Source organism: Nocardia sp. NPDC005825 (assembly GCF_040630175.1).
Taxonomy (GTDB): Bacteria; Actinomycetota; Actinomycetes; order Mycobacteriales; family Mycobacteriaceae; genus Nocardia.
Genome location: NZ_JBEXXC010000004.1, coordinates 595,938 through 621,906 on the forward strand (window position 1 = coordinate 595,938; position 25,969 = coordinate 621,906).

Annotated in this window: 25 protein-coding genes; 10 read left to right on the forward strand and 15 right to left on the reverse strand. The window is 67.9% G+C overall.

Annotation, left to right across the window (positions count from 1 at the left end):
* Window positions 1-281 precede the first annotated feature (281 nt).
* Genes ABZ382_RS15005 through ABZ382_RS15045 form a run of 9 tightly spaced genes read left to right on the forward strand, consistent with a single transcriptional unit; the run spans window position 282 to window position 9,781 of the window.
* On the forward strand, window positions 282-1,100 hold the full coding sequence (locus ABZ382_RS15005) for an ABC transporter permease (RefSeq protein ID WP_357088587.1): 819 nt from the start codon (window positions 282-284) through the stop codon (window positions 1,098-1,100).
* 3 nt (window positions 1,101-1,103) lie between these two features.
* Window positions 1,104-1,967 carry an ABC transporter permease gene (locus ABZ382_RS15010; protein ID WP_357088590.1) on the forward strand — a complete coding sequence of 288 codons (864 nt, stop codon included), beginning with the start codon at window positions 1,104-1,106 and terminating at the stop codon, window positions 1,965-1,967.
* 12 nt (window positions 1,968-1,979) lie between these two features.
* Entirely contained in the window at window positions 1,980-3,437 is a 1,458-nt protein-coding gene (locus ABZ382_RS15015) for an MCE family protein (RefSeq protein ID WP_357088593.1), read from the forward strand.
* The gene (locus ABZ382_RS15020; protein WP_357088595.1) at window positions 3,434-4,477 is read left to right on the forward strand and encodes an MCE family protein; all 1,044 of its coding nucleotides are present in this window, start codon (window positions 3,434-3,436) and stop codon (window positions 4,475-4,477) included. Before ABZ382_RS15015 ends, ABZ382_RS15020 begins: the two co-directional genes overlap by 4 nt.
* On the forward strand, window positions 4,477-5,472 hold the full coding sequence (locus ABZ382_RS15025) for an MCE family protein (RefSeq protein ID WP_357088807.1): 996 nt from the start codon (window positions 4,477-4,479) through the stop codon (window positions 5,470-5,472). Before ABZ382_RS15020 ends, ABZ382_RS15025 begins: the two co-directional genes overlap by 1 nt.
* Window positions 5,469-6,560 (forward strand): MCE family protein, encoded by a 1,092-nt coding sequence (locus ABZ382_RS15030; protein WP_357088597.1) that lies wholly within the window; start codon window positions 5,469-5,471, stop codon window positions 6,558-6,560. Before ABZ382_RS15025 ends, ABZ382_RS15030 begins: the two co-directional genes overlap by 4 nt.
* A complete protein-coding gene (locus ABZ382_RS15035) occupies window positions 6,557-7,678 on the forward strand; it encodes an MCE family protein (RefSeq protein WP_357088599.1) in 1,122 nt (373 codons plus the stop codon). Before ABZ382_RS15030 ends, ABZ382_RS15035 begins: the two co-directional genes overlap by 4 nt.
* Window positions 7,675-8,847 carry an MlaD family protein gene (locus ABZ382_RS15040; protein ID WP_357088601.1) on the forward strand — a complete coding sequence of 391 codons (1,173 nt, stop codon included), beginning with the start codon at window positions 7,675-7,677 and terminating at the stop codon, window positions 8,845-8,847. Before ABZ382_RS15035 ends, ABZ382_RS15040 begins: the two co-directional genes overlap by 4 nt.
* A 52-nt stretch (window positions 8,848-8,899) precedes the next feature.
* The gene (locus ABZ382_RS15045) at window positions 8,900-9,781 is read left to right on the forward strand and encodes a hypothetical protein (protein WP_357088602.1); all 882 of its coding nucleotides are present in this window, start codon (window positions 8,900-8,902) and stop codon (window positions 9,779-9,781) included.
* Window positions 9,782-9,903: 122 nt separating this feature from the next.
* Here ABZ382_RS15045 and ABZ382_RS15050 read toward each other — a convergent pair whose 3' ends face one another.
* The 6 genes from ABZ382_RS15050 to ABZ382_RS15075 form a co-directional block, all read right to left on the reverse strand.
* Window positions 9,904-10,554: a ribonuclease H gene (locus ABZ382_RS15050; RefSeq protein WP_357088604.1), complete on the reverse strand. Its 651-nt coding sequence runs from the start codon at window positions 10,552-10,554 to the stop codon at window positions 9,904-9,906.
* Window positions 10,555-10,564: 10 nt separating this feature from the next.
* Window positions 10,565-11,065 carry an SRPBCC family protein gene (locus tag ABZ382_RS15055; RefSeq protein ID WP_357088606.1) on the reverse strand — a complete coding sequence of 167 codons (501 nt, stop codon included), beginning with the start codon at window positions 11,063-11,065 and terminating at the stop codon, window positions 10,565-10,567.
* 51 nt (window positions 11,066-11,116) lie between these two features.
* On the reverse strand, window positions 11,117-12,352 hold the full coding sequence (lhgO, locus tag ABZ382_RS15060; RefSeq protein ID WP_357088609.1) for an L-2-hydroxyglutarate oxidase: 1,236 nt from the start codon (window positions 12,350-12,352) through the stop codon (window positions 11,117-11,119).
* Window positions 12,321-13,022 carry a hypothetical protein gene (locus tag ABZ382_RS15065; RefSeq protein ID WP_357088611.1) on the reverse strand — a complete coding sequence of 234 codons (702 nt, stop codon included), beginning with the start codon at window positions 13,020-13,022 and terminating at the stop codon, window positions 12,321-12,323. Before ABZ382_RS15065 ends, lhgO begins: the two co-directional genes overlap by 32 nt.
* A 381-nt stretch (window positions 13,023-13,403) precedes the next feature.
* Entirely contained in the window at window positions 13,404-14,195 is a 792-nt protein-coding gene (locus ABZ382_RS15070) for a TIGR03084 family metal-binding protein (RefSeq protein ID WP_357088612.1), read from the reverse strand.
* A gap of 88 nt (window positions 14,196-14,283) precedes the next feature.
* Entirely contained in the window at window positions 14,284-15,639 is a 1,356-nt protein-coding gene (locus tag ABZ382_RS15075) for a hypothetical protein (RefSeq protein WP_357088615.1), read from the reverse strand.
* Window positions 15,640-15,866: 227 nt separating this feature from the next.
* On the opposite strand from ABZ382_RS15075, the gene ABZ382_RS15080 reads away from it, so the two are divergent.
* The gene (locus tag ABZ382_RS15080; protein WP_357088617.1) at window positions 15,867-16,943 is read left to right on the forward strand and encodes a metallophosphoesterase; all 1,077 of its coding nucleotides are present in this window, start codon (window positions 15,867-15,869) and stop codon (window positions 16,941-16,943) included.
* Window positions 16,944-16,968: 25 nt separating this feature from the next.
* Here the strand turns inward: ABZ382_RS15080 and ABZ382_RS15085 are convergent, their stop codons facing one another.
* From ABZ382_RS15085 to ABZ382_RS15125, 9 genes are all read right to left on the reverse strand, one after another.
* Entirely contained in the window at window positions 16,969-17,976 is a 1,008-nt protein-coding gene (locus ABZ382_RS15085) for a zinc-binding dehydrogenase (protein WP_357088619.1), read from the reverse strand.
* Between the two features lie 4 nt (window positions 17,977-17,980).
* Window positions 17,981-18,553: a WHG domain-containing protein gene (locus ABZ382_RS15090; RefSeq protein WP_357088621.1), complete on the reverse strand. Its 573-nt coding sequence runs from the start codon at window positions 18,551-18,553 to the stop codon at window positions 17,981-17,983.
* A complete protein-coding gene (locus ABZ382_RS15095; RefSeq protein WP_357088623.1) occupies window positions 18,546-19,397 on the reverse strand; it encodes an alpha/beta hydrolase in 852 nt (283 codons plus the stop codon). Before ABZ382_RS15095 ends, ABZ382_RS15090 begins: the two co-directional genes overlap by 8 nt.
* A 67-nt stretch (window positions 19,398-19,464) precedes the next feature.
* The gene (gene fadD11, locus ABZ382_RS15100; protein WP_357088625.1) at window positions 19,465-21,183 is read right to left on the reverse strand and encodes a fatty acid--CoA ligase FadD11; all 1,719 of its coding nucleotides are present in this window, start codon (window positions 21,181-21,183) and stop codon (window positions 19,465-19,467) included.
* The gene (locus ABZ382_RS15105) at window positions 21,180-22,013 is read right to left on the reverse strand and encodes a short-chain dehydrogenase/reductase (RefSeq protein WP_357088628.1); all 834 of its coding nucleotides are present in this window, start codon (window positions 22,011-22,013) and stop codon (window positions 21,180-21,182) included. Before ABZ382_RS15105 ends, fadD11 begins: the two co-directional genes overlap by 4 nt.
* On the reverse strand, window positions 22,013-23,476 hold the full coding sequence (locus ABZ382_RS15110) for an NAD(P)/FAD-dependent oxidoreductase (protein ID WP_357088630.1): 1,464 nt from the start codon (window positions 23,474-23,476) through the stop codon (window positions 22,013-22,015). The genes ABZ382_RS15105 and ABZ382_RS15110 overlap by 1 nt, the downstream gene beginning before the upstream one ends.
* Window positions 23,473-23,982, reverse strand: a complete 510-nt coding sequence (locus ABZ382_RS15115; RefSeq protein ID WP_357088632.1) for an SRPBCC family protein — start codon at window positions 23,980-23,982, stop codon at window positions 23,473-23,475. Before ABZ382_RS15115 ends, ABZ382_RS15110 begins: the two co-directional genes overlap by 4 nt.
* Window positions 23,983-24,005: 23 nt before the next feature.
* On the reverse strand, window positions 24,006-25,028 hold the full coding sequence (locus ABZ382_RS15120) for a PDR/VanB family oxidoreductase (RefSeq protein WP_357088634.1): 1,023 nt from the start codon (window positions 25,026-25,028) through the stop codon (window positions 24,006-24,008).
* Complete coding sequence (locus ABZ382_RS15125; protein WP_357088635.1) at window positions 25,025-25,906, reverse strand: metal-dependent hydrolase; 882 nt, start codon at window positions 25,904-25,906, stop codon at window positions 25,025-25,027. The genes ABZ382_RS15120 and ABZ382_RS15125 overlap by 4 nt, the downstream gene beginning before the upstream one ends.
* Window positions 25,907-25,969 lie beyond the last annotated feature (63 nt).

Genomic DNA, 25,969 nt, shown 5'->3' on the forward strand with positions numbered 1-25,969 from the left:
CACATCTTCCGGAGTTAGTCGAAAACTAGAACAAGTTCTAGATATCTGCCAGGTTCTTTTGCACGAAAACCAACTCTGATGTGGCTGTTCACAGCCATAGCGTGAATGTGATCCGGCTCTATGATCGGAACCACAATCGGTGGTGTGTTTTTCCTAACTCCGTAGTAGGGTGCGTCAAGCAAACAGTCGCCGGAGGCGGGTAACTCCGGCGTCGAGAGGGGTAGTCAGTGCAGTCGACCACGATCCCGGGGGGACCGGGGAGTCCACCGCCGGCGTCACGGATGAATACGGCAGTGGATTGGGCCAAGGGGTACTGGCGGGACCATCCGAAACGATCGCTGGAAACCGGCGGCCGCATGATGGTGATGGGTGTCGCGGCGGTCACCGAGCTCTTCGTGGCCATCTTCCGCCGACGCTTCCCCTACGGTGAGTTCGTCCGGCAGTGCGCCTTCATGGCCAATGTCGCCGCCGCTCCCACCTTGCTGGTCGCCATTCCGATCGGCGTCATCGTCTCGATCCAGGTGGGTTCGGTTGCCGGGCAGGTCGGTGCGACCTCGTTCATCGGTGCGGCCAACGGCCTGGGCATCATTCAGCAGGGCGCGCCGCTGGTCACCTCGCTCATGATCGCCGGCGCGGTCGGTTCGGCCATCTGCGCCGACCTCGGCTCGCGGACCATCCGCGAGGAGATCGACGCCATGAAGGTGATGGGCGTCGACCCCATGCGGCGGCTGGTGGCCCCCCGGCTCGGCGCGGCCATGCTGGTCTCCGTACTGCTGTGCGGCTTCGTGGTTTTCGTCGGCTTCCTGACCGGCTACGTCTTCAATATCTTCGCGCAGAACGGCACGCCGGGCTCCTACATCGGCACCTTCTCGTCCTTCGCCGTCACGGCCGATCTGATTGCCGCCCTGCTGAAGTCGCTCATCTTCGGCCTGCTCGCCGCCATCATCGCCTGCGACTCCGGGCTCAATGCCAAGGGCGGCCCGGGCGGTGTCGCCAACGCGGTGAACACCGCCGTCGTCATGTCGGCGGTCATGCTCTTCGGCGTCAATCTGATCATCACGCAGCTGTACAACTCCTTCTTCCCCCCAGCGATGGTCTGAGCCGTGTCAGCTACTTACGTACCGCCGCTGCTGCGGCCGTTCAAACGCATCAAGGGCGCGGCCGGATGGCCGCGCGACTGGCTGGCGCGCATCGGCCACCAGGTCTTCTTCTTCCTACGCTCGATCGGCTCCATGCCGATGGCGTTCAAGCAGTACCCCAAAGAGGTGTGGCGGCTGCTGTCCGACGTCACCTGGGGCAACGGCAATCTCGTGGTCGGTGGCGGCACCATCGGCGTGGTGCTGATCCTGTCGGCGTTCGGCGGCATGACCGTCGCCATCCAGGGCTACACCTCGCTGAACCTGCTCGGGTTGAGCCCGCTGACCGGCGCCATCTCCGCCTTCGCCACCACGCGTGAGCTCGGGCCCATGCTCGCCACGGTCGCTTTCGCGGCGCAGGCGGGCTGCCGCTTCACCGCGCAGCTGGGCGCCATGCGCATCTCCGAGGAGATCGACGCGCTGGAATCGGTTGCCATCCGGCCGCTTCCGTACCTGGTCAGCACCCGCATGATCGCGGCCATGATCGCCATCGTGCCGCTGTACTGCCTGGCGCTGCCGCTGGCCTACATCTCCTGCTCGCTGACCGTATCCCTGGTGGGCGGCACCGCGACAGGCACTTTCCAGCACTACTTCTATCAGTTCCTGATCCCCCACGATGTGCTGTACTCACTGCTGAAGGCGATCATCTTCGTCGCGATCACCACCTTCATCCAGTGCTACTACGGGTATTTCGCCTCCGGCGGCCCGGAGGGCGTGGGTGTGGCCGCTGGTCGCGCGATCAAGTACTGCATCATCGCGGTCGTCTTCGCCGACCTGTTCATGACCTTGGCGATCTGGGGGGTCAACCCCGGTATCCGGATCTCGGGATAGGGGGCGCACACGATGATCATCGATCCGAGCGGGCGCGGACCGACGATGCGGCAGCTGCTCATCGCCGGTATCTGCGGCCTCACCGTCATGGCCGTCATCCTGGGATTCCTGATGGCGCGGTACAAGGGCTACTTCGTCGAGAAGGTCAATGTCACCGCGAATCTCACCACCACCGGTGACGGCCTGCCGGCCAACGCGGACGTGAAGTTCCGCGGCGTGCTGGTGGGCGCGGTCAAGGATGTGTCGGTGGCCGCCAAGGGCGAGCTGCAGCAGGTGCACATCGAGATGAAGCCCGAATACACCTCGGGCATCCCGGCCAATGTCACCGCGCGCGTGGTGCCGTCCAACCTGTTCGCCGTCACCTCGGTCGAACTGGTCTACAACGGAACCGATTCCGCGCACCTGAAAGAGGGCTCGCAGATCTCGGAGGACACCTCCAAGGGCACCATCGCCCTGCAGGACACCCTCACCACGGTCCGCAACATCCTCGGCAAGCTGGATCCGGTGCAGCTGGGCCGGGTGCTCGGCACCCTGTCCTACGCCCTCGACGGCAGCGGCCGGATGCCCGGCTCCACCATCGAGCGCGTCGACACCTGGCTCGCCGGGGTGCGCGGGGCGGTCCCGGATGTGGGCGGCTTCCTCGACGACTTCTCCACCTCCTTCCGCGCGCTCAACCAGTCCGCGCCGGAACTGATGGGGGTGCTGCAGGATTCGGTCAAGACCGCGCAGACCATCTCCGACCGCCGGGCCGAGCTGACCGCGCTGCTGGCCGGGACGTCCAACACCGTCGACAAGGTGAACGGCCTCTTCGCCCGCAACCCCAATGTCGGCAAGGACGTCACCACCGGCACCAGCGCCCTGTTCGGCGCGCTGTCCGACAACCCGGACGCGATCCCGCAGGCCATCGCGAACCTCAACGACTCGGTCCGCAAGCTGAAGTCGACGTTCCACTGGGGCACGCAGAACCAGATGATCTGGAACCTGGGCCTCACGTTCACGCCGTACAAGCCGTACACCCGCGAGGACTGCCCGCGCTACGGCGAGCTGGCCGCACCCAGCTGCGGCACCGCGCCGCTCACCTCGGATCCGGGCACGCTGCCGGACTCGTTGCGGCCCAGGTCCATCGATGCCGCGGCGGGTCTGCCGATCACCGCGCCGCCGCCGGGCTTCCCGCTGATCCCGGGCGTCACCGTCACCGGCACGCCCTCGACCCAGCCGGGCGATGCGCCGAAGCCGGGCAACGACCCGCTCGCGGGCACCCCGCTGCAGGGCATGTTCCCGAACCTGGTTCCCGCTGCCCCGGCGAGCCAGCCGGACGCGCCGGCGACCGGCAAGGACATCGCTCTCACCGGTGACGACGCCATCACCGCGATGCTCGGCCGGCGTCCCACCGCGGCGGAATACCTGCTGCTGAGCCCGATTCTGAAGGATGCGACCGTGCACCTGACGCAGAGCGAGGCCGGCCGATGAGCATTCGCAAACCGCTGATCGGCTTCGGCATCTTCGCCATCGTGTCCATCCTGGTGACCGCGGTCATCTGGAACACGCTGGCCCGCACGGTGCAGGGGTCCACCAACACCTACTCCGCGACCTTCACCGATGTGCTGGGTCTGCGTCCGGGCGATGACGTCCGGATGGCGGGCGTGCGCGTCGGCAAGGTGAACAAGATCGAACTGGACAGCAAGAACCAGGCCAAGGTGACCTTCATCGTGCAGCGCGATCAGACGCTGTTCGGCGACACCAAGGCGCTGGTCCGCTACCAGAACCTGATCGGTCAGCGGTATGTCGCGCTGACCCCGCCGGTCGCGGGCAAGCCGAAGACCGGTGATCACGTGGCGCTGAAGAACAATGGCGTGATCCCGATCGAGCGCACCGAGCCGTCCTTCGACGTCTCGGGTCTGCTCAACGGTTTCCAGCCGCTGTTCCAGGTGCTGCAGCCGGAGCAGGTGAACAACCTGTCCAACACCTTCATCCTGGCGTTGCAGGGCGACAATGTCTCGTTGAGCGCGTTCATCACCCAGGCCGCCGCGGTGGCCTCGGACTTCGAACGCCGCGACGGGATCCTCTCCGACGTGATCACCAACCTGTCCAGCGTCATGTCCGGCCTGGCCAAGCGCGGCGACGAACTGGAGACGCTGGTCACCCAGACCCGCGCCCTGATCGGTGGCCTGTACGCCCAGGGCCAGTCGCTGCAGGCGTCCACGGTCCAGATCGCCGACGCCACACTGGGTCTGGTCGACATGTTCGGCAAGATCCAGCCCAAGCTGGTGGCGGCCCAGGCCTCCAGCAACGACGCGCTCGCGCTGCTGCTGGCCAACGGCTCCAAGCTGGACCAGGCCGCGGTGGATCTGCCCGGCATCCTCTCCGATGTCGGCAAGTTCACCCAGAACGGCGCCTACGCCAATGCCTACCTGTGCGGCCTGGATGTCTCGCTGTACGGTGTCCTCTTCCCGCGCGGTCTGTTCTCGCAGATCGGCGGCAACTCCCACTCGGCGGTGTGCCGGCCATGATGTCGAAACTCAAGTCCCGCTTCAATTCCAACCGCAATTTCTGGCTCGGCGTACTCGGCGCCGCGGTGATCGTCGGGTTGCTGATGGGCTCCTCCATCTACAAGTCGGTCGGCATCGGCACCAAGAGCGTCAAGGCGGAGTTCGTGCAGACCGCCGGCATCAAGGTCGGTGACAAGGTGGACGTCTCCGGCGTCCCGGTCGGCACCGTCTCGGGCGCCGAGCTCGAGGGCGACCACGTGCTGATCACCCTGAGCGTCAACGACGATGTGAAGCTCGGCCAGGACGCCAAGGCGTCGATCAAGATGGCGACCCTGCTGGGCGCGCGCTACGTCGACCTCGTCCCGGGTGACGGCAAGGGCCTGAAGGGCAACCGGATCCCCAAGTCCAACACCGTGGTTCCCTACAACCTGGCCGACGTGGTCCAGGAGGGCACGCCGAAGTTCGAGGAGCTCGACACCAAGAAGCTGGCGGACTCGCTCAATCTGATCAATCAGCAGATGGGCGACACCCCCCAGATGACGGTGCAGGCCCTCGACGCCATCGGCGCGCTGGCCAAGACCATGAACAACCGCAAGGACCAGGTCGACCAGCTGCTCAAGGATCTGGACAAGGTCACCAAGATCCTCGGCGACAACCGCAACAGCGTGCTGCTGGTGATCACCCAGGGCGAGGCCATCGCCAACCGGGTGATGGAGCGGCAGAGCCTGCTCAAGAGCCTGCTGGACAATATCTCCACGCTCAGCAAGCAGTTGCAGCAGATCGGCGCGCAGAACGACAACCGGTTCGGCCCGACGCTGACGCAGCTCAACACCATGGCCGAGGGTCTGCAGAAGAACAAGGACAACCTGGACCGGCTGCTGTCGATCATGCCGCCGGCCGTGCGGCAGTTCAACAATGTCTTCGGCAACGGCAACTACGGTGAGGTCGCGCTGCCCTGGCTGTTCCCGGACAACTGGTTGTGCTTCGCGCAGGTGAACGAGGGGTGCCACCCATGATGCTGAAACGAATTGCCCAGGCGGCCATGATCGGTGTGGCGGCCGCCGCCGTCGGCTCGTGCTCGCTCGTTCCGCTCGGCGTGAAGGACGCCACGGGCCAGACCCAGCACTTCACCGCCGACTTCCTCAATATCGCGGGCATGTTCGAGGGCAACCCGATCACCGTGCTCGGCCTCGAGGTGGGCCGGGTCGACAAGATCGTGCCCAAGGGTCAGTACGTCGAGGTCCACATGACCGTGGACAAGGGCGTCGACATCCCGAAGAACGTTCAGGCCGCGCTGGTTTCGCCGTCCATCGTGACCGACCGGCACATCGAGCTCACCCCCCGCTACACCGGCGGTGACAAGCTGCGCGACGGCGCGCACCTGACCACCCAGCAGACCAAGACCCCGGTCGAGCTGGACACCATGATCAAGACCATCGACTCGTTCGCCGCCGCGCTCAAACCCCAAGAGGGACAGGACGGCATCGGCCCGCTCTCGGGCCGGGTGCTGTACCCGATGATGAACGGCAACGGCGAGAAGATGCGCGATGTGCTCAACTCGCTGTCCGGGGCGCTGAAGACCGGCCTGGACAACAAGGACGCCATCTCCACCATCATCATCAAGCTCAACGAGCTGACCACCATGCTCGCCGAGAACGACGATTCGGTGCGCGGATTCAGCAACAAGATCACCCAGATGACCGGGCTGCTGTCCGAGCAGGCCCCCGGCCTGCAGGCCACCCTCGATCAGCTGAACGCCTTCCTGGCCAACACCAGTGGCGCGTTCTCGCAGTACTCCGATCAGCTCAACGGCACCCTCACCGGGCTCACCGCGGTCACCAAGCAGCTGCGCGACAACGCGGCCGGGGTGACCGAGGTGGTCGACGTGACGCCGCTGCTCATGCAGAACCTGGACCGCTCGGTCAACCGGCAGGGCAACTTCATTCGCCTGCACGGCCTGATCGGCACCGCGCTCTCGGGTGAGATCGTCAGCGTGTTCTGCGAGCGTGTGCAGATGAAGGCGGACGGTTGCCGGACGGGCAAGATGGAGGACTTCGGACCCGACTTCGGTCTGATGGCGGCGGCGCTGGGGATGACCAAATGAGCAATCGAATGTCGGCCCTCTGGGGTGAGCGCACCGGCCGCCGGGCGCGGCGCGCGATCGTGGCGGTCGCGGTCACCGCGACGGCCGTGGTGGCGTCGGGCTGCGGTGTCACGGTGGAGAGCCTGCCGCTGCCCAAACCCGGTCCGGGCAGCGATACCTACACGATTCACGCGGCCTTCGACAATGCCCTGAACCTCCCGGACCAGGCCAAGGTCAAGATCGGTGGTTCCGACGTCGGGGTGGTCACCAAGATCACCACCAAGGACTTCAAGGCCAATGTCGACCTGGCCATCCGCAAGGACATCGAGTTGCCCCAGGGCAGCACGGCGGAACTGCGGCAGGCCACCCCGCTCGGTGACGTCTTCGTGGCGGTGTCCAAGCCCAAGACCCAGCCCGGCGCGGAAATGCTGAAGGACGGCGCCCGGATCGAGAACACCTCGGCCGGCGCCACCGTCGAAGAGCTGCTGATCTCGGTCTCGTTGCTGTTCAACGGCGGCGGCATCGCCAGCCTGTCCAAGCTGACCTCCGAGATGGACTCCATCGTCGGCGGCCGCGGGGAACAGCTCGGCCACGTGCTGACCCAGATGACCAGTGTGATGGCCAGTCTCAACAAGAACAGCGCGCGCGTCGACAATGTGCTGTCCGGCTTCAGCGCGCTGGCCAACACCATCGAGGCCAATCACCAGCAGCTCGGCCAGGTGGCCGACAGCCTGCCGGGCATGATCGGCGCCATCGCCGAGAACAACCAGGCCATCGGCGATCTGCTCAACAAGATCTCGACGACCAGTGCGGCCCTGGGCGATTACGCGAACACCACCTCGGACTCGCTGGGCAGCCTGCTCGACAATCTGAACCAGCTGATGTCGGCGCTGGCCCGGACCGATCAGACGCTCGGCCCGGCGCTCGACGCCCTGCACGAAATCCGGCCCGGGGTGGACGCCTCGTTCAAGGGCGACACGCTGGCCGTCGGCGCCGTCCTCACCATGCTCGACATCGGCCTGCTCACCGACCCGGCCAACAGCAAGTTCCCGGACGTGAAGGACCTCAACGATTTCGGCGGCAGCCTGATCCAGGTCCTGCAGATCATCTACGGCCGGATCAACGGGGGACACCGATGAACTGGGTATCGCGACACAAGAACCTGGTGTCCAATGCCGCGCTGGTGCTGATCCTGCTGGTGGGCGCGTCCTACCTGGCGATCAGCGTGATGCGGGTGAACCCGCTGCGCGAAACCTATACGGTGACGGTCAATCTGGACCGTTCCGGCGGGTTGCAGGCGGGCAATGACGTGACCCTGCGCGGCTTCCGCGTCGGCAAGGTCGACGACATCAAGCTGATCGACAACGGCGCGGCCATCGCGGCCACCGCCGAGATCGACAAGAAGTACTCCATCCCCGCGGACACCGTGGTCGCGGTGGGCGCGCTCTCCGGCGCGGGCGAGCAGTACATCGACTTCCGTCCGAACACCGAGAGCGGCCCCTTCCTGCACAACGGTTCGCTGGTGCAGTTCGATCCGGCCAAGGTCAAGACGCCCACCCCGGTGTGGTCGGTGCTCGACAATGCCAGCGCCCTGATCGCACAGGTGGATCCGGACAAGTTCAGCGTCATCCTGACCGAGCTGGACACCGCGCTGTCCGGCGGCCCGGACCAGCTGCGCTCGCTGATCAACGCGGTCAGCATCGCCACCAAGGGCCTGGACGATCTGCTCCCGCAGACCACCAACCTGCTCAAGAATTTGCAGGTCATTTCCGGCACCACCGCGCTCGCGCAACCGGACCTGGGTACGCTGACCCGTAATTCGAGTGTGTTGTTCAACCAGTTCAACGACGCGAATGCCGAACTCCAGAAGATCCTGGAGCAGGCCCCCGGCCAGATGCGGGACCTCGGCGCGGTGCTCGACCGGACCGCGGACCCGATGACCAGTCTGGCCACCAACTTCGCGGCCATCACCAGGGCCGCGCAGCTGCGCGCGCCGGCGCTGCGGGCACTGTTCCCGTCGCTGGTGATCGGCACCTCCGCCATGGGTGTGCCCGCGCACGACGGCGAGTTCTACACGATTCTCGACATCTGGCCGCGGTCCTTCTGCGACTACGTCACCAAGAAGGTGCGGCCGGATGCGGCCACCGAGAACACCTTCCCGCGGTGGGCGGGGTACTGCCAGAACCCGCCGCAGGACCAGCAGATCCGCGGATCGGCCAACGCACCGCGACCGGACGTGCCGAACAACGGCGCGCTCCCGCCCGCGGGCTCGGATCCGAACGAGCGGACCCTGCCGCCGGTCAAGTAGGGCCACAAACCAACACGGTGCGTCCGCAGCGCACCGGGAAAGTGATCGATAGATGTCGGACGACGCTGCCCAGGACAAGAAAACCGAAGACGATTCCATCGCCGAGGCCGATAGCCAGGGCAACGCCGAGCCGGTCACCGAGCCGAAGGCGGGCGAGGCCGCTGAATCGAAGGCGGCCGAGACCGCTGAGCCGAAGGCGGCCGACACTGCCGAGACGGTGGTGATGAGCAAGGACGCCGAGCCGAAGGCGAGTGTGGACGCCACGGCCGGTTCCGAGGCGGCCGCCGACCCGAAGGCCGGCGGCAAGTCGGGTCTGCTGTCCGCGGTGTCGCTGCCGCTGGCCGCGCTGGTCGCGCTCGGTGTGCTGCTGGTCGCGGCCGTCGCGGGCGCCGCCGGATTCTGGTGGCAGTCGCATTCGCGCGCACAGCAACTCGCCGACCGTGACGATGCCACCTCGGCGGCCTGCGGTTTCGTGCGCACCCTCACCGCGTACGACGAGAAGTCGCTGCCCGACTTCGCCGCCCGGATGAAGGCGCAGATCGCCGATGGCGGCGAGTTCGCGCAGAGCTTCGATCCGGTCGCCGCCGACCTGCAGGACCTGCTGATCAAGCAGCACGCCAAGGCGACGCTGGGCATGCTGCGCTGCGCCTACGAGTCCGGCGACGCGAACAAGGCGACCATCCTGGTGGACGTGCTCCAGACCGCCAATAACGATCTGCACGCCCAGCCGGTCGTGCTGCCGCTGCCCTCCTACGTCGAGTTGGAGAAGAAGGGCGACAAGTGGCTGGTCACCAAGTACCGCACGGTCTACGGCAACGATGACAGCGCCATCCCGGGCGCGGGTGGCGACAAGCAGGGCGTCCAGCCCTCGGGTCAGGCGACTCCCCCGGCGCAGCCCGCTCCGACGCCCGCGGCTCCCAAGCCCGGCAACTGAGTGGTCCGCCACAGCGCGAAAAGGGCCCGCCCCCGGATCTTTCCGGAGGCGGGCCCTTCTGGTTCTATCGCAGCGTCATCGTCGCAGGTAGGCGCGCTGCGCAGGATCCTCGGAGGCGGTTCTCAGAACAGTGTGAGTGCTTCGGTGACAGGCGCTTTGGCGGCGGCGGCCCGGCGGCGCGGGGTGGCGGGTGCGGAATGCGCGGTCGCGCCGATCTTCTCGGCCGGTTCCGCGGGCGCGGTCACCGGCAGCGGTTCGGTCTTGGGTTCCGCGATCGGGATCGGCGCGGTGGGCGGATCGAAGGGCTCCGGCTGCGCGGCATCGGAGTCGGTGGTCTGTCCGGTGGCGGCGGCCTGGCGGGCGGCTTGTCCGGCCAAGGTGTCGGCCTGCTCGTTGAAGTAGTTGCCGACGTGGCCGCGTACCCAGCGGAACCGGACCGGGCCGGGGCGGGTGGCGATGGCGCGGTCGATCTGCTGGATCAGTTCGACATTCTTGACCGCCGCGCCGGTCGAGGTCTTCCAGCCGTTGTTGCGCCAGCCGTTGATCCACTCGGAGGCGCATTTGATGGCGTAGAGCGAATCGCTCTCGATGAGTAGGGGTTCGGCGCTCGGATGGGCCCGGACGGCCTCGAGCAGCGCGCGTAGTTCCGCGATCTGATTGGTGCCCGAGGGCCCGCCGCCGCTGGCCGAGCCGCCCGCGTGATTGACCCAGGCCCAGCCGATCGCCCCGCCCGGATTGCGCAGGCATGATCCGTCGGTGCTCACGATGATCATGCGGCCTACCCTACGCGATCCGGCCGACAAGATCCGTGCCGTGGAATTCCTCTATCTCCCTGCGCAATTGCGATTCGGTCCGCCGGACCGTGGCCTGCACCAATGCGGCCAGCACCGCGGAGAGCAACTTGCCGGTGACGCCGCGTGGCGCCCAGTACTCGGTCTCCGAGGTCAGCACGGCGCGTCCGTACCCGAGCGGGTCGAAGCGCAGGGTGATGACACAGAGGTTGGAGCACGCCGACGCCGGCTTCCCCTTCCGGCGTCGGCGCAGTGTGTACTCGATGACCGCGTTGCGGCGGTAGTCGGTGATCTCACACTCGATCGTGGGATGCCACAGGCCGACGCGCAGCGTCGCGGCGAAGATCGCTCCGAGACCATGGTCGGAATCCCCGACCGGCTCGAAGGCGGCTACGCCGAACGCCCAGTCCGGCACGAACTGATGGTTGTCCGTATATGTGAACGCGACTTCCACCGGTGCGCCGACATCACTCGCGTACTTGAAATGGCCCATAGGCTGCTCCCTGTCCCACGGCTGCCATTAAAAGTACTACAGCAATCCTATTTATTGAACGGAGTCGTCCAATCGATCCACGATGTACTCGGCGATCGGCAGCGCGGAGGTGGCCGCCGGGGACGGTGCGTTGAGCACGTGCACCGAGCGCGGCGTGCGCTCGAGCAGGAAGTCGTGAGCCAGGCTACCGTCGCGCAGCACCGCCTGAGCGCGGATGCCGGCTTCCCGTGGCAACAGGTCGGCGACCGTCAACTCCGGGCAGTACCGGCGGCATTCGGCCAGGTAACCGCGCTTGAACAGGGAGTTGCGCAGCTCTCGCAGCCCGGTGCCGACATTGGCGGCGGCCACCTTGTGAAAACCGCGATAGCCCAGGATCTCCCGGGCGTCGCGCAGATTCACGCTCCCCTTCCGGTACCCCTCGCGGGCCAGGCCGAGCACGGCATTGGGTCCGACGGTCAGCGCGCCGTCGATGGTGGGGCTCAGATGCACCCCCAGGAACGGCAATTCGGGATCCGGGATCGGGTAGATGAGGGTGTTCACCAGATCTTTGCGGTGCGGCGGCAGCTGGTAGTACTCGCCGCGGAACGGCACGATGCGCAGATCGATGTCGAGTCGCGCCAGTCGCGCCATCCGGTCGGCCTGCAGGCCCGCGCACACCACCAGCCGCCGGGCCTGCCAGCTGCCGGTCGGACCGGAAATTGTTACCGCTGAGTCTGTTTCGGTGATGGCGGCGATCTCCGCGTTCAGCGCGATCTCGCCCCCGGCCGCGCGCACGTCCTCGGCCAGCGCCCGGGTCACCTTGCCGTAGTCGATGATGCCGGTGCTCGCCACGAACAGGGCCCCGACCCCGGTGATCCGCGGCTCCCGCCGCACCAGTTCGGCGGCGTCGAGCAATTCCACCTCGACGCCGTTGGCGACCGACCGCTCGTAGAGCGCGAGCATCCGCGCGTGCTCTGCCGCATCGGTGGCCACCAGCAGTTTTCCGCATTCCTCGAACGGAATGTGGTGTGCCGCCGCGAATTCCTTGGTCAGCTCCGCGCCGCGCACGCACAGCCGCGCCTTCAGGCTGCCGGGCTCGTAGTAGATGCCGGAATGGATGACCCCGCTGTTGTGCCCGGTCTGGTGCAGGCCCAGCTGTCCGGCCTTCTCCACCAGCAGCAGGCTCGCCCCCGGGTGACGCTCGAGAATGCGGTGCGCGGTCGCCACCCCGACGATGCCCCCGCCGATCACGCAGTAGTCGTACACACCGGAAGTCTCACACAGTGACGGTCGCGGAGTCTTCTCCATGGACGACGTTCGCATCGGCCGCGGCCGGGACCGGATGCCGGGCGATCTGCAGGCCGTAGGTGCCCAGCGCCGGATCCGACAGGGTCAGCGTCACGTCGCCGCGGCTGTCCACGTCGGTGCGCAGCCGGGTGTTGGCGGTCGGGTCGGCGGTGATCCCCAGCTGCTGCCCGAGCGGCGAGTTCAGCAGCACGTCGGCCACGGTGGCGAAGACGTTGGTGTCGAGGGTGAGGGTCACCGTCTCGTGCTGCGCCCCGGCCAGCTGCGCGCCCACATAGGTGGTGCCGAGCCGGAGCTGGCCGGCCAGCGGCCGCGGCGCCTCGGCGGCGGGAACACTGCCCGGGGTGTGGTCCGGAATCACCTGCGCCACCGTCGGATCCAGCGGATATCCGCTGAAAAGCGAGGTCAGCGTGATCTTCTCGGCGATCGGCGCGCCGAGCTGGACGCCCGGCCGATCGGTGGCGGGGCCGGGCGCGGCGAGCGCCGGGCGTCCGGCCGGTGTGGTGGTCGTGAGCTTGCCGGGCCGCTGGGCCATCTCGTTGGCGATGTACGAGCCCGCCGCGACGGTCAGCCCGATGCTGGCCATGCTGGCGGTGACGATGGCGCTGTAGCGGATCACCTGGGCCGTTCGCCGGGTCGACCGGGCGGCCTGGGTCGCCAATTGATGCGACATGACTGGTGCGTCCTCTCCCTCTCCCCTGGGGCCCCCTGCGCAGCGCAGACCCGCACCATTGAAAGTCGTACGCGCGTCCAGATTACGGTGGCCGCGGGTACCACATGCGGTAGGTGAGACCAGGATCACTATCGAGAAAGGTTGGGCATCATCAGGTTTTCGGCAGCGAAAGCCTGGGTAAAAACTTGTAAGCGGCGAGCGCCAACTCGACTGCCATCGAAGAGACCTCCGGCCAACGGCGTCCGGTCGGCACCAGGCACGGCGCACCCAGGCTGGCGCTCGCTCGCTCCCTCTCGGCCGGTCCGGCATTGCCCGGACCGCTGGGAGAAAAGCCCCTGTGGGAATTGGGGATTCTGGTCGGAGGCCGGGATCGACGGCGGGTCAGGCGAACTGGCCCGCCGTTCTGCCGCTTCCGGGCGGACCGGCGAAGGCCTGGGCCAGGCCCAGCCATTCCGACGCCTCCTCGCCTCGCACCTCGAGCGCGAGATCGTCGAGGTGGCGACGCTGGGTGACCGCCAGGCAGAAATCCAGGGCGGGTCCGGTGACCCGCTGCGCGGCGTCCTCCGGTCCCCAGGTCCACGCCGTCCCGTCGGGCGCGGCCAGTTCGATCCGGAACTCCTCGCCGGGCGCGGTCTTGCCGTGCGTCAGGTACGCGAAGTTCCGGGTCCGGACGCCGATGTGCGCGATGTGCCGCAGCCGCGCGGTGGGCTCCCGGGTGAGGCCGAGCGTATCGGCCACGTCCTGGCCGTGCGCCCAGGTCTCCATCAGGCGGGCGGTGACCATGGAGGCCGGGCTCATGGGCGGGCCGAACCAGGGCAGCTTGGTGCCGGCCGGGACCAGGCGCAGCGCCTCCACCAGGGCGGCGCGGTCGCGACGCCAGCCGGCGAGCAATTGCGGCGCAGGGGTTTTCGCGCCCTCCTCGGCGGCCTCGTCCACGAAGGTGAGGGCCTTCGGCAGCGCGGCCTGGACCAGCTTGTCGAATTCGGCCGCATCGGTGGCCGCGACGGCGGCGACCTGATCGGTCCAGTTCAGGTGGGCGATCTGGTGCGCGATGGTCCACCCGGCGGCGGGGGTGTCGCGCTCCCAGCCGGTCGGGTCCAGGTCTGCGATCAGCCGATCGAGATCGGCGCATTCGGCGGTGAAGTCGGCGAGCAATGCCTCGAGATCGGCCACGGGGTCAGCATCGCAGCCGTCCCGGAAAAATGCAAGCATGCGTGCTTGATTTATTGGGGCTGCCGGAGAGTTGCTCCGAAAGGGCCGTCTACCAGCCGAAAAGGATCAGATGCACGGCCCCGACCACCAGGCCCAGGGCGGCGCCGTGGAGATACAGCAGCCAGGCGTCCTGTTCGACGGAGGCGTAGAACATCTCCATGAACTCGCCGGGCGTGAGCTGCTGCAGTTTGCGGGCCGCGAACTCGTCGATCTTCTTGGCCTGCGCGGCCGCGAACTCCGGGTCGTCGGCCAGGCTCGGGGCCAGCCCCACCGCGGCGGTGGTCGCGCCGATCTTCAGATTGTCGAACTGCCGCTTGCCGAACACGGTCCGCACCACCGAGTGGGTCGGCCCGAGCTGACGGTGGATCTCCGTGGCGATGAGCCGTTCCAGCAGCTGCCGGGTCTTGTCACCGTTGGGCCCGCTGAGCAGTTCGCCCGCCAGGTTCGGCAGGGTCAGCACCTGGTAGGCCAGGATGTGGGCCAGATCGGCGGCGGCCTCGGGCTGCCGCTTGGCCAGCAGCGCCTGCTTCCACAGGTACTTGTACCAAGGCTGGGGATCGCCCGGCTCGAACACCATCTTGACGGCGATGACATTGACCAGCACGCCGATGGTCGCGGTCGCGGACAGGATGACCAGCCACGGCGGGATCCAGCCCAGCACCGGAATGTTCTGGTGCACATGCATGTACAGCGCCAGCAGCAGGCCGAACGGCGCGCCCAGCAGGCCGATGCGGACCATGAACTTGAGTTCCGGCGCGGCGATGGTGGTGGTCAGGTCCTTGAGGATCTCCGGGTTCTCCCGCAGATACCGGATGACGAAGTCCTTGATGTCGATCAGCTGGTCGACATTGTCGCCGAGCTGGTCGAAGGCGGTCCGGGCCAGCGACGGCAGTTCGCGTTCGATGCGCTGGTAGAGCGCGTTGCGCACGGACTTGGGCACCGCGCCCCACAGGTCGGGGTTCTCCTTGCTCATGATCTCGTCGACCATGCCCGGCACCTGTTTGCGGCCCACCTCGGCGATGTAGTCGGCGATGCCCTCGAGGTCGAGTTCGCGAATGAAGTCCTTGGGACTGCCGATTCGCATGATGGCCACGTCCACGCAGATGCTGGCCATCTTCTCGGCGCGCGCGGGGATGAACCCTTGGAAGCCGAGCTGCCTGCCGTCGCCGGAGAAGGTGGGCAGCACCTGGACGCGGCGCGGCAGGTAGGGGTAGAGGATCTCGAGGCCGGGGACTCGGAAACCCTTGAAGTAGACCGGCCAGAACAACATCAGCACGCCGGTCCAGTTGGTGAGCCAGCCGGCGATGGCGCTGAAGATGGGGAAGCTGATCAGATCGACCACGAGTTTCGACTGGCCCGTCAGTTGTTCCCAATCCAGGAACAGGCCCGAGGCCAGTGTCGTCATTGCGGGGTCCCCCTACGGCCGAGCTCGTGGTGAGAAATCAGATCCCCAACACTCTCATCGGGTCGAGTCGCTGTCAAAAGGTCCTGGCCTGGAAGAACGTGTCGTGTCGCGGCGGTGTGGGCGGGGTCATGGCGACGTACTCTGCGGCGGGACCGGGAGTTCGGAATACTGGTCAACCGACCAGGGTGGCAGCCGGGGAGTCCAGGGTGACAGGCAGGGAGCAGAGCATGACCGTCGATCGTCGGGCCTTCATCGGGGGCACCGCAGCCGCGGCCGTGGGCGGCGCCGCGGCGCTGACCGTGGGCGCTGCGCCCGCGCACGCCGAGAACGCCCCGCCCATCGGCAAATTCGCTTTCCCCGACGCGCAGCGGCTACGTGTGCTCGTCACCGGTGACGCCGGCACCGGCGCGCGCCCGCAGTGGCAGGTCGCCGACGCCATGCGCGAACAGCATGCGCGCGACCCGTTCTCGCTCGCTCTCGCCCTCGGCGACAATGTCTACGAGCAGGGCCCGTGGGCCGACGACGACGCCCAGTTCGCGGCCAAGTTCGAGAACCCCAATCACGACCTGGACTTCCCCTGGCTCATGGTGCAGGGCAATCACGACAACTCCTCGATCCTGCCCGGCGACGGCGGCTGGCTGCTGCGCGGCGATCACGAGGTGGCCTATCACGCCCGCTCGGCCCGCTGGTTCATGCCGTCGCGCTATTACTCGGTGCGGGTTCCGCAGGAGAACCCGGTCGTCGAGTTCTTCGTGCTCGACCTGAATCCCGTCGCCGCGTACCTGCCTCCGCTGTTCCAGCCCTACTGGGCGGCCGACGGCCAGTTCATGACCGAGCAGGCGGCCTGGCTGGATCGCGCTCTCGACGAGTCCCCCGCCCCCTGGAAGATCGCCTGCACCCATCACCCGTACCGCAACAACGGTCCGCACGGGAACGCCGGTGAATACGACGGGTTGACCATCGACCCGATCGACGGCCGCCACGCACGGGACTTCTTCGAGGCGCATGTGGTCGGCCGCTGTCAGTTCCTGCTGTCGGGCCACGATCATTCGCTGCAGGTGCTCGAACCCACCACCGCGTCGAAGGGCACCCGGCAGATCATCTCCGGCGCGGCCGCGAAATCCGTGCACGGCGAACCGTCCTCGGGCGCCAAGGGCAGCCCCAACGGCGCGCTGTACGAGAACTACACCGACCTCGGCTTCATGGTCCTGGACCTGACCCCCACGTCCGCGGACCTGGGGGTCTACACCGTCGACCTCTCGAACGGCCAGTCCGCCAACGTCTTCCAGCGTCGGCTCGGGTAGCCCGCCGACCGGCCCTGCGAGTCGATTACGGCTTCAGGACGATCCGGATCGGGTTGCCTTCCTTGGCCTCCAGGGCGTGCACGGCCTTGGGGGCGTCGGCGAGCGGCACCACGGCGCTCACCGAGCGCGCGAAGTCGATGCGTTGCAGCCCTTGGAGTTTCACCAGCTGGGTGACGTGCTCCGGTGCGGACCCGTAGTGCCCGCGCAGCTGCTGCTGGAAGAAGCTGAACGCGGTGCCGCCGGTGATGGTGATCGGCTTGTCGGTGAGCCCGACCAGTACCAGGCGGCCCTGCGGCGCGAGGCAGGTGACCGCCTGTTCGCGCACCGGCGCCACACCCGCGAAGTCGAAGGCCGCGGCCAGACCGGTGCCGCTGGCCTGGAAGATCTTGGCGCGCAGGTCCGGATCGGCGGGATCGAAGGCGAGATCCGCGCCGAAGGACAGCGCGCGTTCGCGGGCGGCCGGCAGCGGATCGATCGCGATGATGGGCGCGGCCCCGACCAGGCGCAGCAGCTGGATCCCGTGCGCGCCGAGCCCGCCGACGCCCCAGACGCCGACGGCCTCACCGGCTTTCACCTCGGCGGTGGCGGTGATGGCCGCCCACGGCGTGGACACCGCGTCGGGGATGAAGCAGGCCTGCTCGAAGGGCAGTTCGTCGGGAATCGGGACCAGGGTGTCGACGCGGGCCAGGGTGTATTCGGCCCAGCCGCCGTCGTAGTCGACGCCGCGGGTGAAGGTGGCCCCGCCGCGCAGTTCGCCCGCCTGCAGCAGGACTCGATCGCCGATCTTGGCGGTGGTGACGCCCGGTCCGAGGGTGTGGACGGTGCCCGCGACCTCGTGGCCCAGGGTCACCACATCGCCGCGCAGGAACAGCGGGGTCAGGGTGCCGTCGATGAGATGCACGTCGGACAGGCACACACCGGCGGCCTCGACCTTGATCAGGACGTGGTCCGGGCCGGGTTCCGGGATCGGCACCCGGTCCAGTTCGAGTCGGCGTTCGGGTCCCAGATGGAGTCGTGCGGCCAGCATCGTCATCGGCTCATCGTAGGCCGATGTCGGTGAGTCCACGGTCGAGAAAACGGATCATCCAGACGAAACTCTGCTCGGCGTCGTCGCTCCACTGGAAGCCGTCGGAGGCCTGCAGGCTGGCGAAACCGTGGAAGGTGGAGCGCAGCGTGCGCAGCGCGTGCACCATCTCGTCGGCGTCGATGCCGTAGCCGCGCAGCACCGCCTCCATGGATTCCAGCAGTCGCGAACCCGATTGCAGCAGTGGGTCGTCCGGCCCGGTGAAGCGCGCGCCCACGGTGGCGGCGTATCGGCCCGGATGTTCGACCACGTAGCCGCGGAAGGCGTTGGCGAAGGCGGTGAGCGCGTCGCGGCCCGCGAGTCCGTGCATGGCGTCGCGGACCCGGGTGTCGAGTTCGGCCATGGCGAGCGCGGCGATGCCGTGCTGCAGGTCGGCCAGGCTCTCGATGTGCTTGTACAGCGAGGGCGTGCGCACCCCGAGCCGCTGCGCGAGCGCGCCCAGCGCCAGGTCGCCGAAGCCGACCTCATCGGCGAGGGCGGCGCCGGCGGCGATGACGTCGGTCCGGTTCAGCCCGACCCTAGGCATGATGTTCCTTCAGGAACGGCAGCATCAGTTCGGCGGTGCGCTCGGCGGCCTCGAACTGCGGGTAGTGGCCGGTGCCCTCGATCAGGCCCAGGCTGCCCAGTCCGGCGGGCAGGGCGGCGACGATGCGCTGGCCCTCGGCCTCGGGGCTCGGGAAGTCCGGGTCGGCCGTTCCCATCAGGATGAGTGCGGGGCGGGTCACGTTGGGCACCTGGGCTTCCGCGTCGGCCGGGGTGGACTTGCCGCACTTCATGAACTCGGCCATGCGGCCGGGCTCGTTCAGCTTGGCCTCCACCTCGCCCAGGTAGGCGTCGAGGTCGGCGGGCTGGGACGGCATGGCCACCCGCAGGTACTTCAGCCACTGCCCGATGCTCTTGAACATCATGGTCCCCATCAGCGGCAGCATGCCGCGGCGGTGGCGCGCGTTGGTGAAAAGCGCTCCCACATCGGCCTTCTGGGTGAGGGTGAAGGGGTTGATCTCCACGATGGCCCGCACCAGATCGGGCCGCAGCGCGGCGGCGATGGTGGCCGATCCGCCCGAGAGCGAGTGGCCCACCACGATGGCGGGGCCGCCGCCCAGCTTCTCGATGACGGCCAGCAGGTCGTGGGCGACGTCGGTGCGGCTGATGGCGGCCTTGCCGGTCTCCGACGCCCAGTCCAGGCTGGATTCGCCGTGGCCGCGCAGATCGGTGTTGACCACCCGGTATCCGGCCGCCGCCAGCAGCGGGGCGAGGTGCCGGTTCACGGTGCGGTCGATGCCCATCCCGTGGGACAGCACCACCAGCGGGCCGGTGCCCTGCTCGTCGTATGCGATCCGGCCGCCGTCGATGTCCACGTACTGCGTCATGGTCTTGTCGCTCTCTGGGAGTAGCTAACTGCGATAGCCATAAAGCTAATCGAGTTAGCCAATCGCGTCAACCCCTGACTTCGTAGAGTTCGTCGATCTCCTTCGCGTACTTCGCGGCGATGGCCTTGCGCTTGAGCTTCATGGTCAGCGTGATCTCGTCGCCGCCCGCTTCCCAGAAGGTCGGCAGCACCACGAACCGCTTGATCTGCTCCACCCGGGACAGGCGTTCGTTCCCGGCGGTCACCCCGGCCGCGATCGCCTCGAGCACCGCCGGGTCGGCGAATCGCGCCCCGGTCTCCTCGTCGAGCACGATCAGCGCCGTGTTGTACGGCCGCCCGTCACCGATCACCGCCATGGCCCCGATCAGCGGGGTGGCGGCCTTCACCGTGTTCTCGATGTGGGTAGGCGACATGTTCTTGCCCGCCGCGTTGATGATCAGTTCCTTCTTGCGGTCCACCACCGTGAGGTAGCCGTCCGCGTCGACGGTGATGATGTCGCCGGTGGACAGCCAGCCCTCCGAGTCGATGGCCTCCGCGGTCTGCTCGGGCAGCCCGCGATAGCCCTTCATCACCAGCGGTCCACGCACCTGGAGCTCACCATCGGCGGTGTGCCGGGCCGCCATGCCGGGCAACAGTTTTCCGACCGTACCGAGTCTCGCGTCGTCCGGATGGGAGACGCTGCAGATGCACGACAGCTCCGACATGCCCCAGATCTCCGCGATCGGAATACCCAGTCCGGCAAAGAATCCCAGGGTCTGCGGCGGAATCGGCGCCGCTCCCGACAACGCCCAGCGCAGCCGATCGAAACCCAGAGCGGCCCGCAGATGCCGCAGCACCATGTCGTCGGCGCGCTTCCAATCCGCGGCGACATCCTCGGGCACGGCTGCACCGGCCAGCTGGTAGCCGCTGCGGGTGGCTGCCACCGACAGCGCCCACTCCATCGCCGACCGCCGGTCCACATCCGGTTCGCCCGCGACCTCGAGTTCGATTGCGGCCTTCAGCTTCTCCCACACTCGGGGCACCGCGCCCCACACGGTCGGCTTCAGATCGACGAGCGCGGACGCGATCGCCTTGGCGTCGCCTACGCAGGTGACCTGGGTGCCGAGCACTTCCTGCACGTACAGCGCGGTGAGCCGGTCGGCGATGTGCGCGGTCGGCATGAACGAGGTGATGGTGTCGCCGAATACGAACCCCAGCACCTCGGCGATCCCGCGTACCTGGAACAACAGATTGGCGTGCGTGGTCTCCACGCCCTTGGGATTGCCGGTGGTCCCCGACGTGTAGATCAGGGTGGCGATGTCCTCCGGACGGACGGCCCGCCACGCGGCCTCGAAGTCGAAATCCACTGCCCCGGCGGCGATCAGCTCGGCGACCGCCATGGTTCCGTCGGGCGCGTCGTCCACGCAGACGATCCGATCGAGTTCGACCCCGCAGCTCCGCAACCGCTCGACATATTGCGACTCGCACATCACCACCCGAGCCCCCGCGTTGCCGAGCACGTGCGCCAGCTGCTCGGCGGGCAGCGTGTTGTACACCGAGAACGAGGTCGCTCCCAGATGCTGCGCACCGACTTCGAGGGGATAGAACTCGACCCGGTTGCTCATCATCAACGCCACGGTGTCCCCGCGCCTGACGCCGATGGCGGCGAGTCCGGCGGCGACCTCCCGCACCTGACGGGCGTAGTCGCGCCAGCTCAGAGTCCGGGTGTCGCCGGGAGTGCGGAGGGCGATCGCGTCGGGGTCGATGGCGGCGGTGTGCTGGAAGGCCGCGGGCAGGGTGTCGGTCATCGGCGGTCCTCGATCGCGTGAATGAGCTGGTGGACAGTGGGATTCGCGGCCAGGCGGCCGTCGAGTACGACATTGATCGCGCCGCGCAGCAGGGCGTAGGGCGTCCATCCGCGCGGCGCGATGGTGCGGGCGGCGCGGTGCGCGATGCCGTCGGCGATGGTGCGCGCGGCCTGGTCGGCGGTGATGCGCACGCTCAGCGGCCAGGGCAGCAGTGCGTCCAGGCGGCGGCCGAGGTCGTCGGCGTCGAGCATGTCGTGGGTCATGGCGGTCTCGACGATGCCGAAGTAGGCGACCCCGGCGGTGGCCCCGCTCGCGGCGAGCTCCACCCGCAGGGCACGGCCCAGCTGCTCGACCGCGGCCTTGCTCATCATGTACGGCGAACCGCCCATGCCGGGGGCGAAGGCGGCGCAGGAGGACACCACGACGACGTGGCCGCGGGCGCGGACGACGTGGTCGAGGGCGGGGTGCACGGTATTGAAGACGCCGGTCAGGTTGATGCCGAGGACGCGGTCGAAGTCGCGGGGGTCCATGGTGCGCACGGTGGCGGGCACCGGTGTCACGCCCGCATTGGCGACGACCACGTCCAGGCCGCCGAACCGCTCGACCGCTTCGGCGACCACGGCCGCCATCCGCGCCCGATCGGTGACGTCGGCGGTGACGGCGTGGGCGTTCGCACCGAGGTCGAGTGCGGTTCGCCGTGCTGCGGTTTCGTCGATATCGGCGACGATCACCCGCGCCCCGCGCCGGTACAGGATGGCGGCGAGGGCCCGTCCGATGCCCTGGCCCGCGCCCGTGATCAGGACGACCTTGCCGTCGATGTCGTACTCCATCAGGCGCTCACCTCGTACGCGTCGGAATCGAACTGCTGTGTGCGCCTGCGGTACTCGAAACTCCAGCCCGGATACAACCCGGCATTGCCGCCGTCCGGCGTCGTGTAATACGTCTCGCAGCCGCCGGTGAGCCACACCGTCGCCGCACTGCGCCGGTGCATCTCGGCCACGAACGCGTCCTGCTGCGTGGCCCGCACCTCCACCCGGCGTGCGCCGCGGTCGCGCACGGTGGTGAGGGCGTCGACGATGTAGGCGATCTGCGACTCGATCATGTAGACGGCCGACTGGTTGCCCGCCGCGCCGAACGGGCCGAGGGTGCAGAAGAAGTTGGGGAAACCCGCCACCGCCGTCCCGAGGTAGGTGCGCGGCTGCTTGCGATACAGCTCGGCGATGCTGAGACCGTCGCGGCCGGTGATGTGTTCGAAGGCGGCGGCGAGAGGTTCGAAGCCGGTGCCGAAAACGATGGTGTCGACCGGGATTTCGACGCCGGCGCGCGTCACCACCGAGTGCGGGCGGACTTCCGCGATACCGTCGGTGACGACCTCGACATTGTCCCGCTCCAGCGCGGGCAGATAGGCGTCGGAGAAGATCGCCCGCTTGCAGCCGATCATGTAGTCCGGGGTCACCTTCGCGCGCAGCTCCGGATCGCGGATCTGCCGTCGCAACTGGATCCGCCCGAGCGTCTCGAACGGGTGCCGGAACCGGTTGTCCACGAATCCGACCAGGCCGAAGCTCTCGATCAGCGCGTACCAGGTGCCGCGAACCAGCCGTTGCGTCAGGGGAATCCGGCGCAGCAGCGCTCGTTCCATCCCGAGTGTCCGACGGTCCATGCGCGGCACGATCCAGGGCGCGGAACGCTGGAACACGGTCAACCACGCGACCTTCGGCTGGATCTCGGGAATGAACTGCACCGCCGACGCGCCGGTCCCGATCACCGCGACCCGCTCCCCGGTCAGATCGTGGGAGTGGTCCCAGTGCAGGGAGTGGAATGCCTTGCCCTCGAAGGTGTCCAGTCCCGGCAGGTCCGGATACTTCGCCTCCGCGAAGATTCCCGCCGCCGCGATGAAGTAGTCCGCCGTGATCGGCCCGCGCGAGGTCTCGATCAACCAGTGCGAACGCTCCTCGTCCCACCGGGCGTCCAGCACGTCGGTTTCGAGCCGGATGTGCCGCACCACATCGTGTTCGGTGGCCACAGCCCGGATGTACTCGAGAATCTCCGGCTGCCGCCCATAGGTGCGCGACCAGTCGGGATTCGGTGCGAACGAGTAGCTGTACAACTGCGACGGCACATCGCACGCGCACCCGGGATAGGTATTGGCCTGCCAGGTCCCACCCAGATCCGACGCGCGTTCCAGCAGCACCACATCCTCGAATCCGGCCTCCCGCAACTTGATCGCGAGCCCGATCCCGCCGAAGCCCGCGCCGAGGATGACGATATTCCGGTGTTCGATGGAGTCGGTCATCGTCGGGCCTCCGCGGACGCCGGCTGCGCCCGGCGGGCGATGCCCCGGGCGATCGTCCGGGTGACGTACCGCTGGAGGGGGTTCGCCGCGGTGAGCAGGGGCCGCAGCGCCGGGGTTCCTTCGAGCGCGAACGTCCAGGTCAGCCGGGTTCCCGTCGAGATGGGCTCGAGCTGAATGTCTTCGGCGAAGTGCTTCAGGCCGGGGATCGACGCGGCGTCGACCGTGAAGGTCATCCGCGAACCGGGCTCCCAGCGGTAGAACCGCTCCAGCAGGCTGACGACGCCGCCGAGCGTGACCACCCGGGTGGTGCCCGCCCGGAAGGGCCGGGGCGACATCCATTCGACCGCGGTGACCGCCGCCGACCAGGAGGCCAGGGCGTCGTCGGCGATCAGCAGCTGCCAGACCGCCTGCGGGGTGCCGGGGAGATCGACCACGTGGACGTAGCGGTGCGCGGCGGTGGTCAGGAAGGTGTCGTCGGTGGGCGTGAGCGGGAAGCGAGTGAGCATGAGACCGTTCGGCCTTTCACTGGTCAGAGGTCGAGCACGAGCGGGCCGTCGACCGCGCGGGACACACACGTGAGCATGTGACCGGGTCGTTCGGCCTCGGTGAGCAGACGGTCGCGATGGTCGACCGCGCCGGACAGCACGCGCGTCCTGCACGTGCCGCAGAAGCCTTGGCGGCAGGAGTACGCGACGTCGGATCGCACCCGGCGGATGGCGTCCAGGGCGGTTTCGGCGCTGCCGACCCGCACCTGGATTCCGCTGCGCGCCAGGGTCAGATCGAACTCGCGGCCGTCGAGCACCGGGAGCGCGGAGAAGCGTTCGGTGTGCAGGGACGCCGTCGGATTCAGTGCGAACAGCGTGCGCTGCGCGGCCTCCAGGACCGGCGGCGGGCCGCAGACGTAGACGGCCGCGCCGGGCAGCGCGGTCCGCAGGATCGCCGCGATATCGGGCGCGCCGCACTCGTCATCGGGGCGGATATCGGTGTCGCCGGGCAGTTCGTCGAGGAACGGCATGGTTTCCCGGGACCTCCCCAGATACACGAGGTGGCCGCGGTTTCCGGCCGCGTGCACCATCGGCAGGATCGGCGTGATGCCGATTCCGGCGGCGAGGAAGAGATAGGAAGGCGCGCGCTCGACGAACGTGAACGCGTTGCGGGGGCCGCGAATTCGCACGAGATCGCCGGGGCGTAGCGCGTGCGTCTCCAGTGATCCGCCGTCGCCGTCGGGCAGGCGGCGCACCGCGATCCGATAGCAGTGCTGGTCGACGGGATCGCCGCACAGCGAGTACTGCCGCTGCCGGCCCGACGGCAGGAACACGTCCAGATGCGACCCGGGCCGCCACGCGGGCAACCGTTCCCGGCCGGGCCGCACCAGGGTCAGGCTCACCACATCCTCGGCTTCCGCCTCGACCGTCTCGACGACGACGTCCATGTCGAAGCCGTTGTGGCGCACCGGGTGCGGGCGCGACAACGCGGGAGTGGTGAACACCTTCTTGTACGCGTCCACCGCCGCGCCCAGCGCCCGCAGGCCGAAGGTCGGCGCGGCCGTCATGCGCGTGCCGCCGGCGAGTGCGCCAGGTAGCGCAGCGCGTTGTCCATCGAACCCAGTTGGGAGGGATGGAATCTCCGGTCCAGGTAGCGCGGCATCTCGGTGACGAAGGTGGTGAAGTTCGGAATCACCTGCCGCCGGGTGGCGCTCACGAACTGCTTCAGCCAGAAGCGGCCCTTGTCCGGGCTCGGATCGCGGCGGTACAGGTACGCGGTCGACATCACGAACAGCGGCAGCAGCAGTCCACTGGCCAGCAGCCCGGTCCGGGCCCGCCGCCCGTATCCGCCGTCGACGTGCATGTACGCGTCGAACACCACGCTGCGGTGCTCGACCTCCTCGGCGCCGTGCCACCGGACCAGATCGAGCATGGTCGGATCCATTCCGGCGCGTTGCATCGCGTCGGTTTCCAGCAGCCACTCGCCGATGACCGCGGTGAAATGCTCCATCCCCGCGAACAATCCGAGCCGCTCCTTCAGCCACTCCTGCTTCGCGCGCCCGGTGAGGCCGTGATCGCCGAGCACCCGATCGGTGAGCCACGCGATCTTCGAGACATACGACTCGACGTCGAGTCCGATCTCCTGCAGGTGTTTCCGCGCCCCTTCGTGGCTGCTCGCGTGCATCGACTCCTGTCCGACGAACCCCGCGACCTCTTCCCGCAACCGCTCGTCGTCGATCAATGGCAGCGCCTCGGCCAGGCAGGCCGCCATGGCCCGCTCCCCCTCCGGCAGCACCAGGTGCATGACGTTCACGACGTGCGTCGCCAGCACCTCCCCGGGGATGTAGTGCATCGGCACCGACGAGAAGTCGAAATGCACGTCCCGAGCCTGAATCGCGTGGGCTTCGTCCTGATAGGAGCGCCTCGTCGCACTGTCCTCAGCCATGGGCCGACCGTAACAAAGCAACAAACACCATGGCAATGTTGCAGCCACAAATCACCGCAAATT

Coding starts and splice junctions, on each gene's coding strand:
- ABZ382_RS15005 (WP_357088587.1), top strand. CDS start 282: ATGAATACGGCAGTGGATTGGGCCAAGGGGTACTGGCGGGACCATCCG.
- ABZ382_RS15015 (WP_357088593.1), top strand. CDS start 1,980: ATGATCATCGATCCGAGCGGGCGCGGACCGACGATGCGGCAGCTGCTC.
- ABZ382_RS15020 (WP_357088595.1), top strand. CDS start 3,434: ATGAGCATTCGCAAACCGCTGATCGGCTTCGGCATCTTCGCCATCGTG.
- ABZ382_RS15025 (WP_357088807.1), top strand. CDS start 4,477: ATGTCGAAACTCAAGTCCCGCTTCAATTCCAACCGCAATTTCTGGCTC.
- ABZ382_RS15030 (WP_357088597.1), top strand. CDS start 5,469: ATGATGCTGAAACGAATTGCCCAGGCGGCCATGATCGGTGTGGCGGCC.
- ABZ382_RS15035 (WP_357088599.1), top strand. CDS start 6,557: ATGAGCAATCGAATGTCGGCCCTCTGGGGTGAGCGCACCGGCCGCCGG.
- ABZ382_RS15040 (WP_357088601.1), top strand. CDS start 7,675: ATGAACTGGGTATCGCGACACAAGAACCTGGTGTCCAATGCCGCGCTG.
- ABZ382_RS15045 (WP_357088602.1), top strand. CDS start 8,900: ATGTCGGACGACGCTGCCCAGGACAAGAAAACCGAAGACGATTCCATC.
- ABZ382_RS15050 (WP_357088604.1), bottom strand. CDS start 10,554: ATGATCATCGTGAGCACCGACGGATCATGCCTGCGCAATCCGGGCGGG.
- ABZ382_RS15055 (WP_357088606.1), bottom strand. CDS start 11,065: ATGGGCCATTTCAAGTACGCGAGTGATGTCGGCGCACCGGTGGAAGTC.
- lhgO (WP_357088609.1), bottom strand. CDS start 12,352: ATGGAGAAGACTCCGCGACCGTCACTGTGTGAGACTTCCGGTGTGTAC.
- ABZ382_RS15065 (WP_357088611.1), bottom strand. CDS start 13,022: ATGTCGCATCAATTGGCGACCCAGGCCGCCCGGTCGACCCGGCGAACG.
- ABZ382_RS15075 (WP_357088615.1), bottom strand. CDS start 15,639: ATGACGACACTGGCCTCGGGCCTGTTCCTGGATTGGGAACAACTGACG.
- ABZ382_RS15080 (WP_357088617.1), top strand. CDS start 15,867: ATGACCGTCGATCGTCGGGCCTTCATCGGGGGCACCGCAGCCGCGGCC.
- ABZ382_RS15085 (WP_357088619.1), bottom strand. CDS start 17,976: ATGACGATGCTGGCCGCACGACTCCATCTGGGACCCGAACGCCGACTC.
- ABZ382_RS15090 (WP_357088621.1), bottom strand. CDS start 18,553: ATGCCTAGGGTCGGGCTGAACCGGACCGACGTCATCGCCGCCGGCGCC.
- ABZ382_RS15095 (WP_357088623.1), bottom strand. CDS start 19,397: ATGACGCAGTACGTGGACATCGACGGCGGCCGGATCGCATACGACGAG.
- fadD11 (WP_357088625.1), bottom strand. CDS start 21,183: ATGACCGACACCCTGCCCGCGGCCTTCCAGCACACCGCCGCCATCGAC.
- ABZ382_RS15105 (WP_357088628.1), bottom strand. CDS start 22,013: ATGGAGTACGACATCGACGGCAAGGTCGTCCTGATCACGGGCGCGGGC.
- ABZ382_RS15110 (WP_357088630.1), bottom strand. CDS start 23,476: ATGACCGACTCCATCGAACACCGGAATATCGTCATCCTCGGCGCGGGC.
- ABZ382_RS15115 (WP_357088632.1), bottom strand. CDS start 23,982: ATGCTCACTCGCTTCCCGCTCACGCCCACCGACGACACCTTCCTGACC.
- ABZ382_RS15120 (WP_357088634.1), bottom strand. CDS start 25,028: ATGACGGCCGCGCCGACCTTCGGCCTGCGGGCGCTGGGCGCGGCGGTG.
- ABZ382_RS15125 (WP_357088635.1), bottom strand. CDS start 25,906: ATGGCTGAGGACAGTGCGACGAGGCGCTCCTATCAGGACGAAGCCCAC.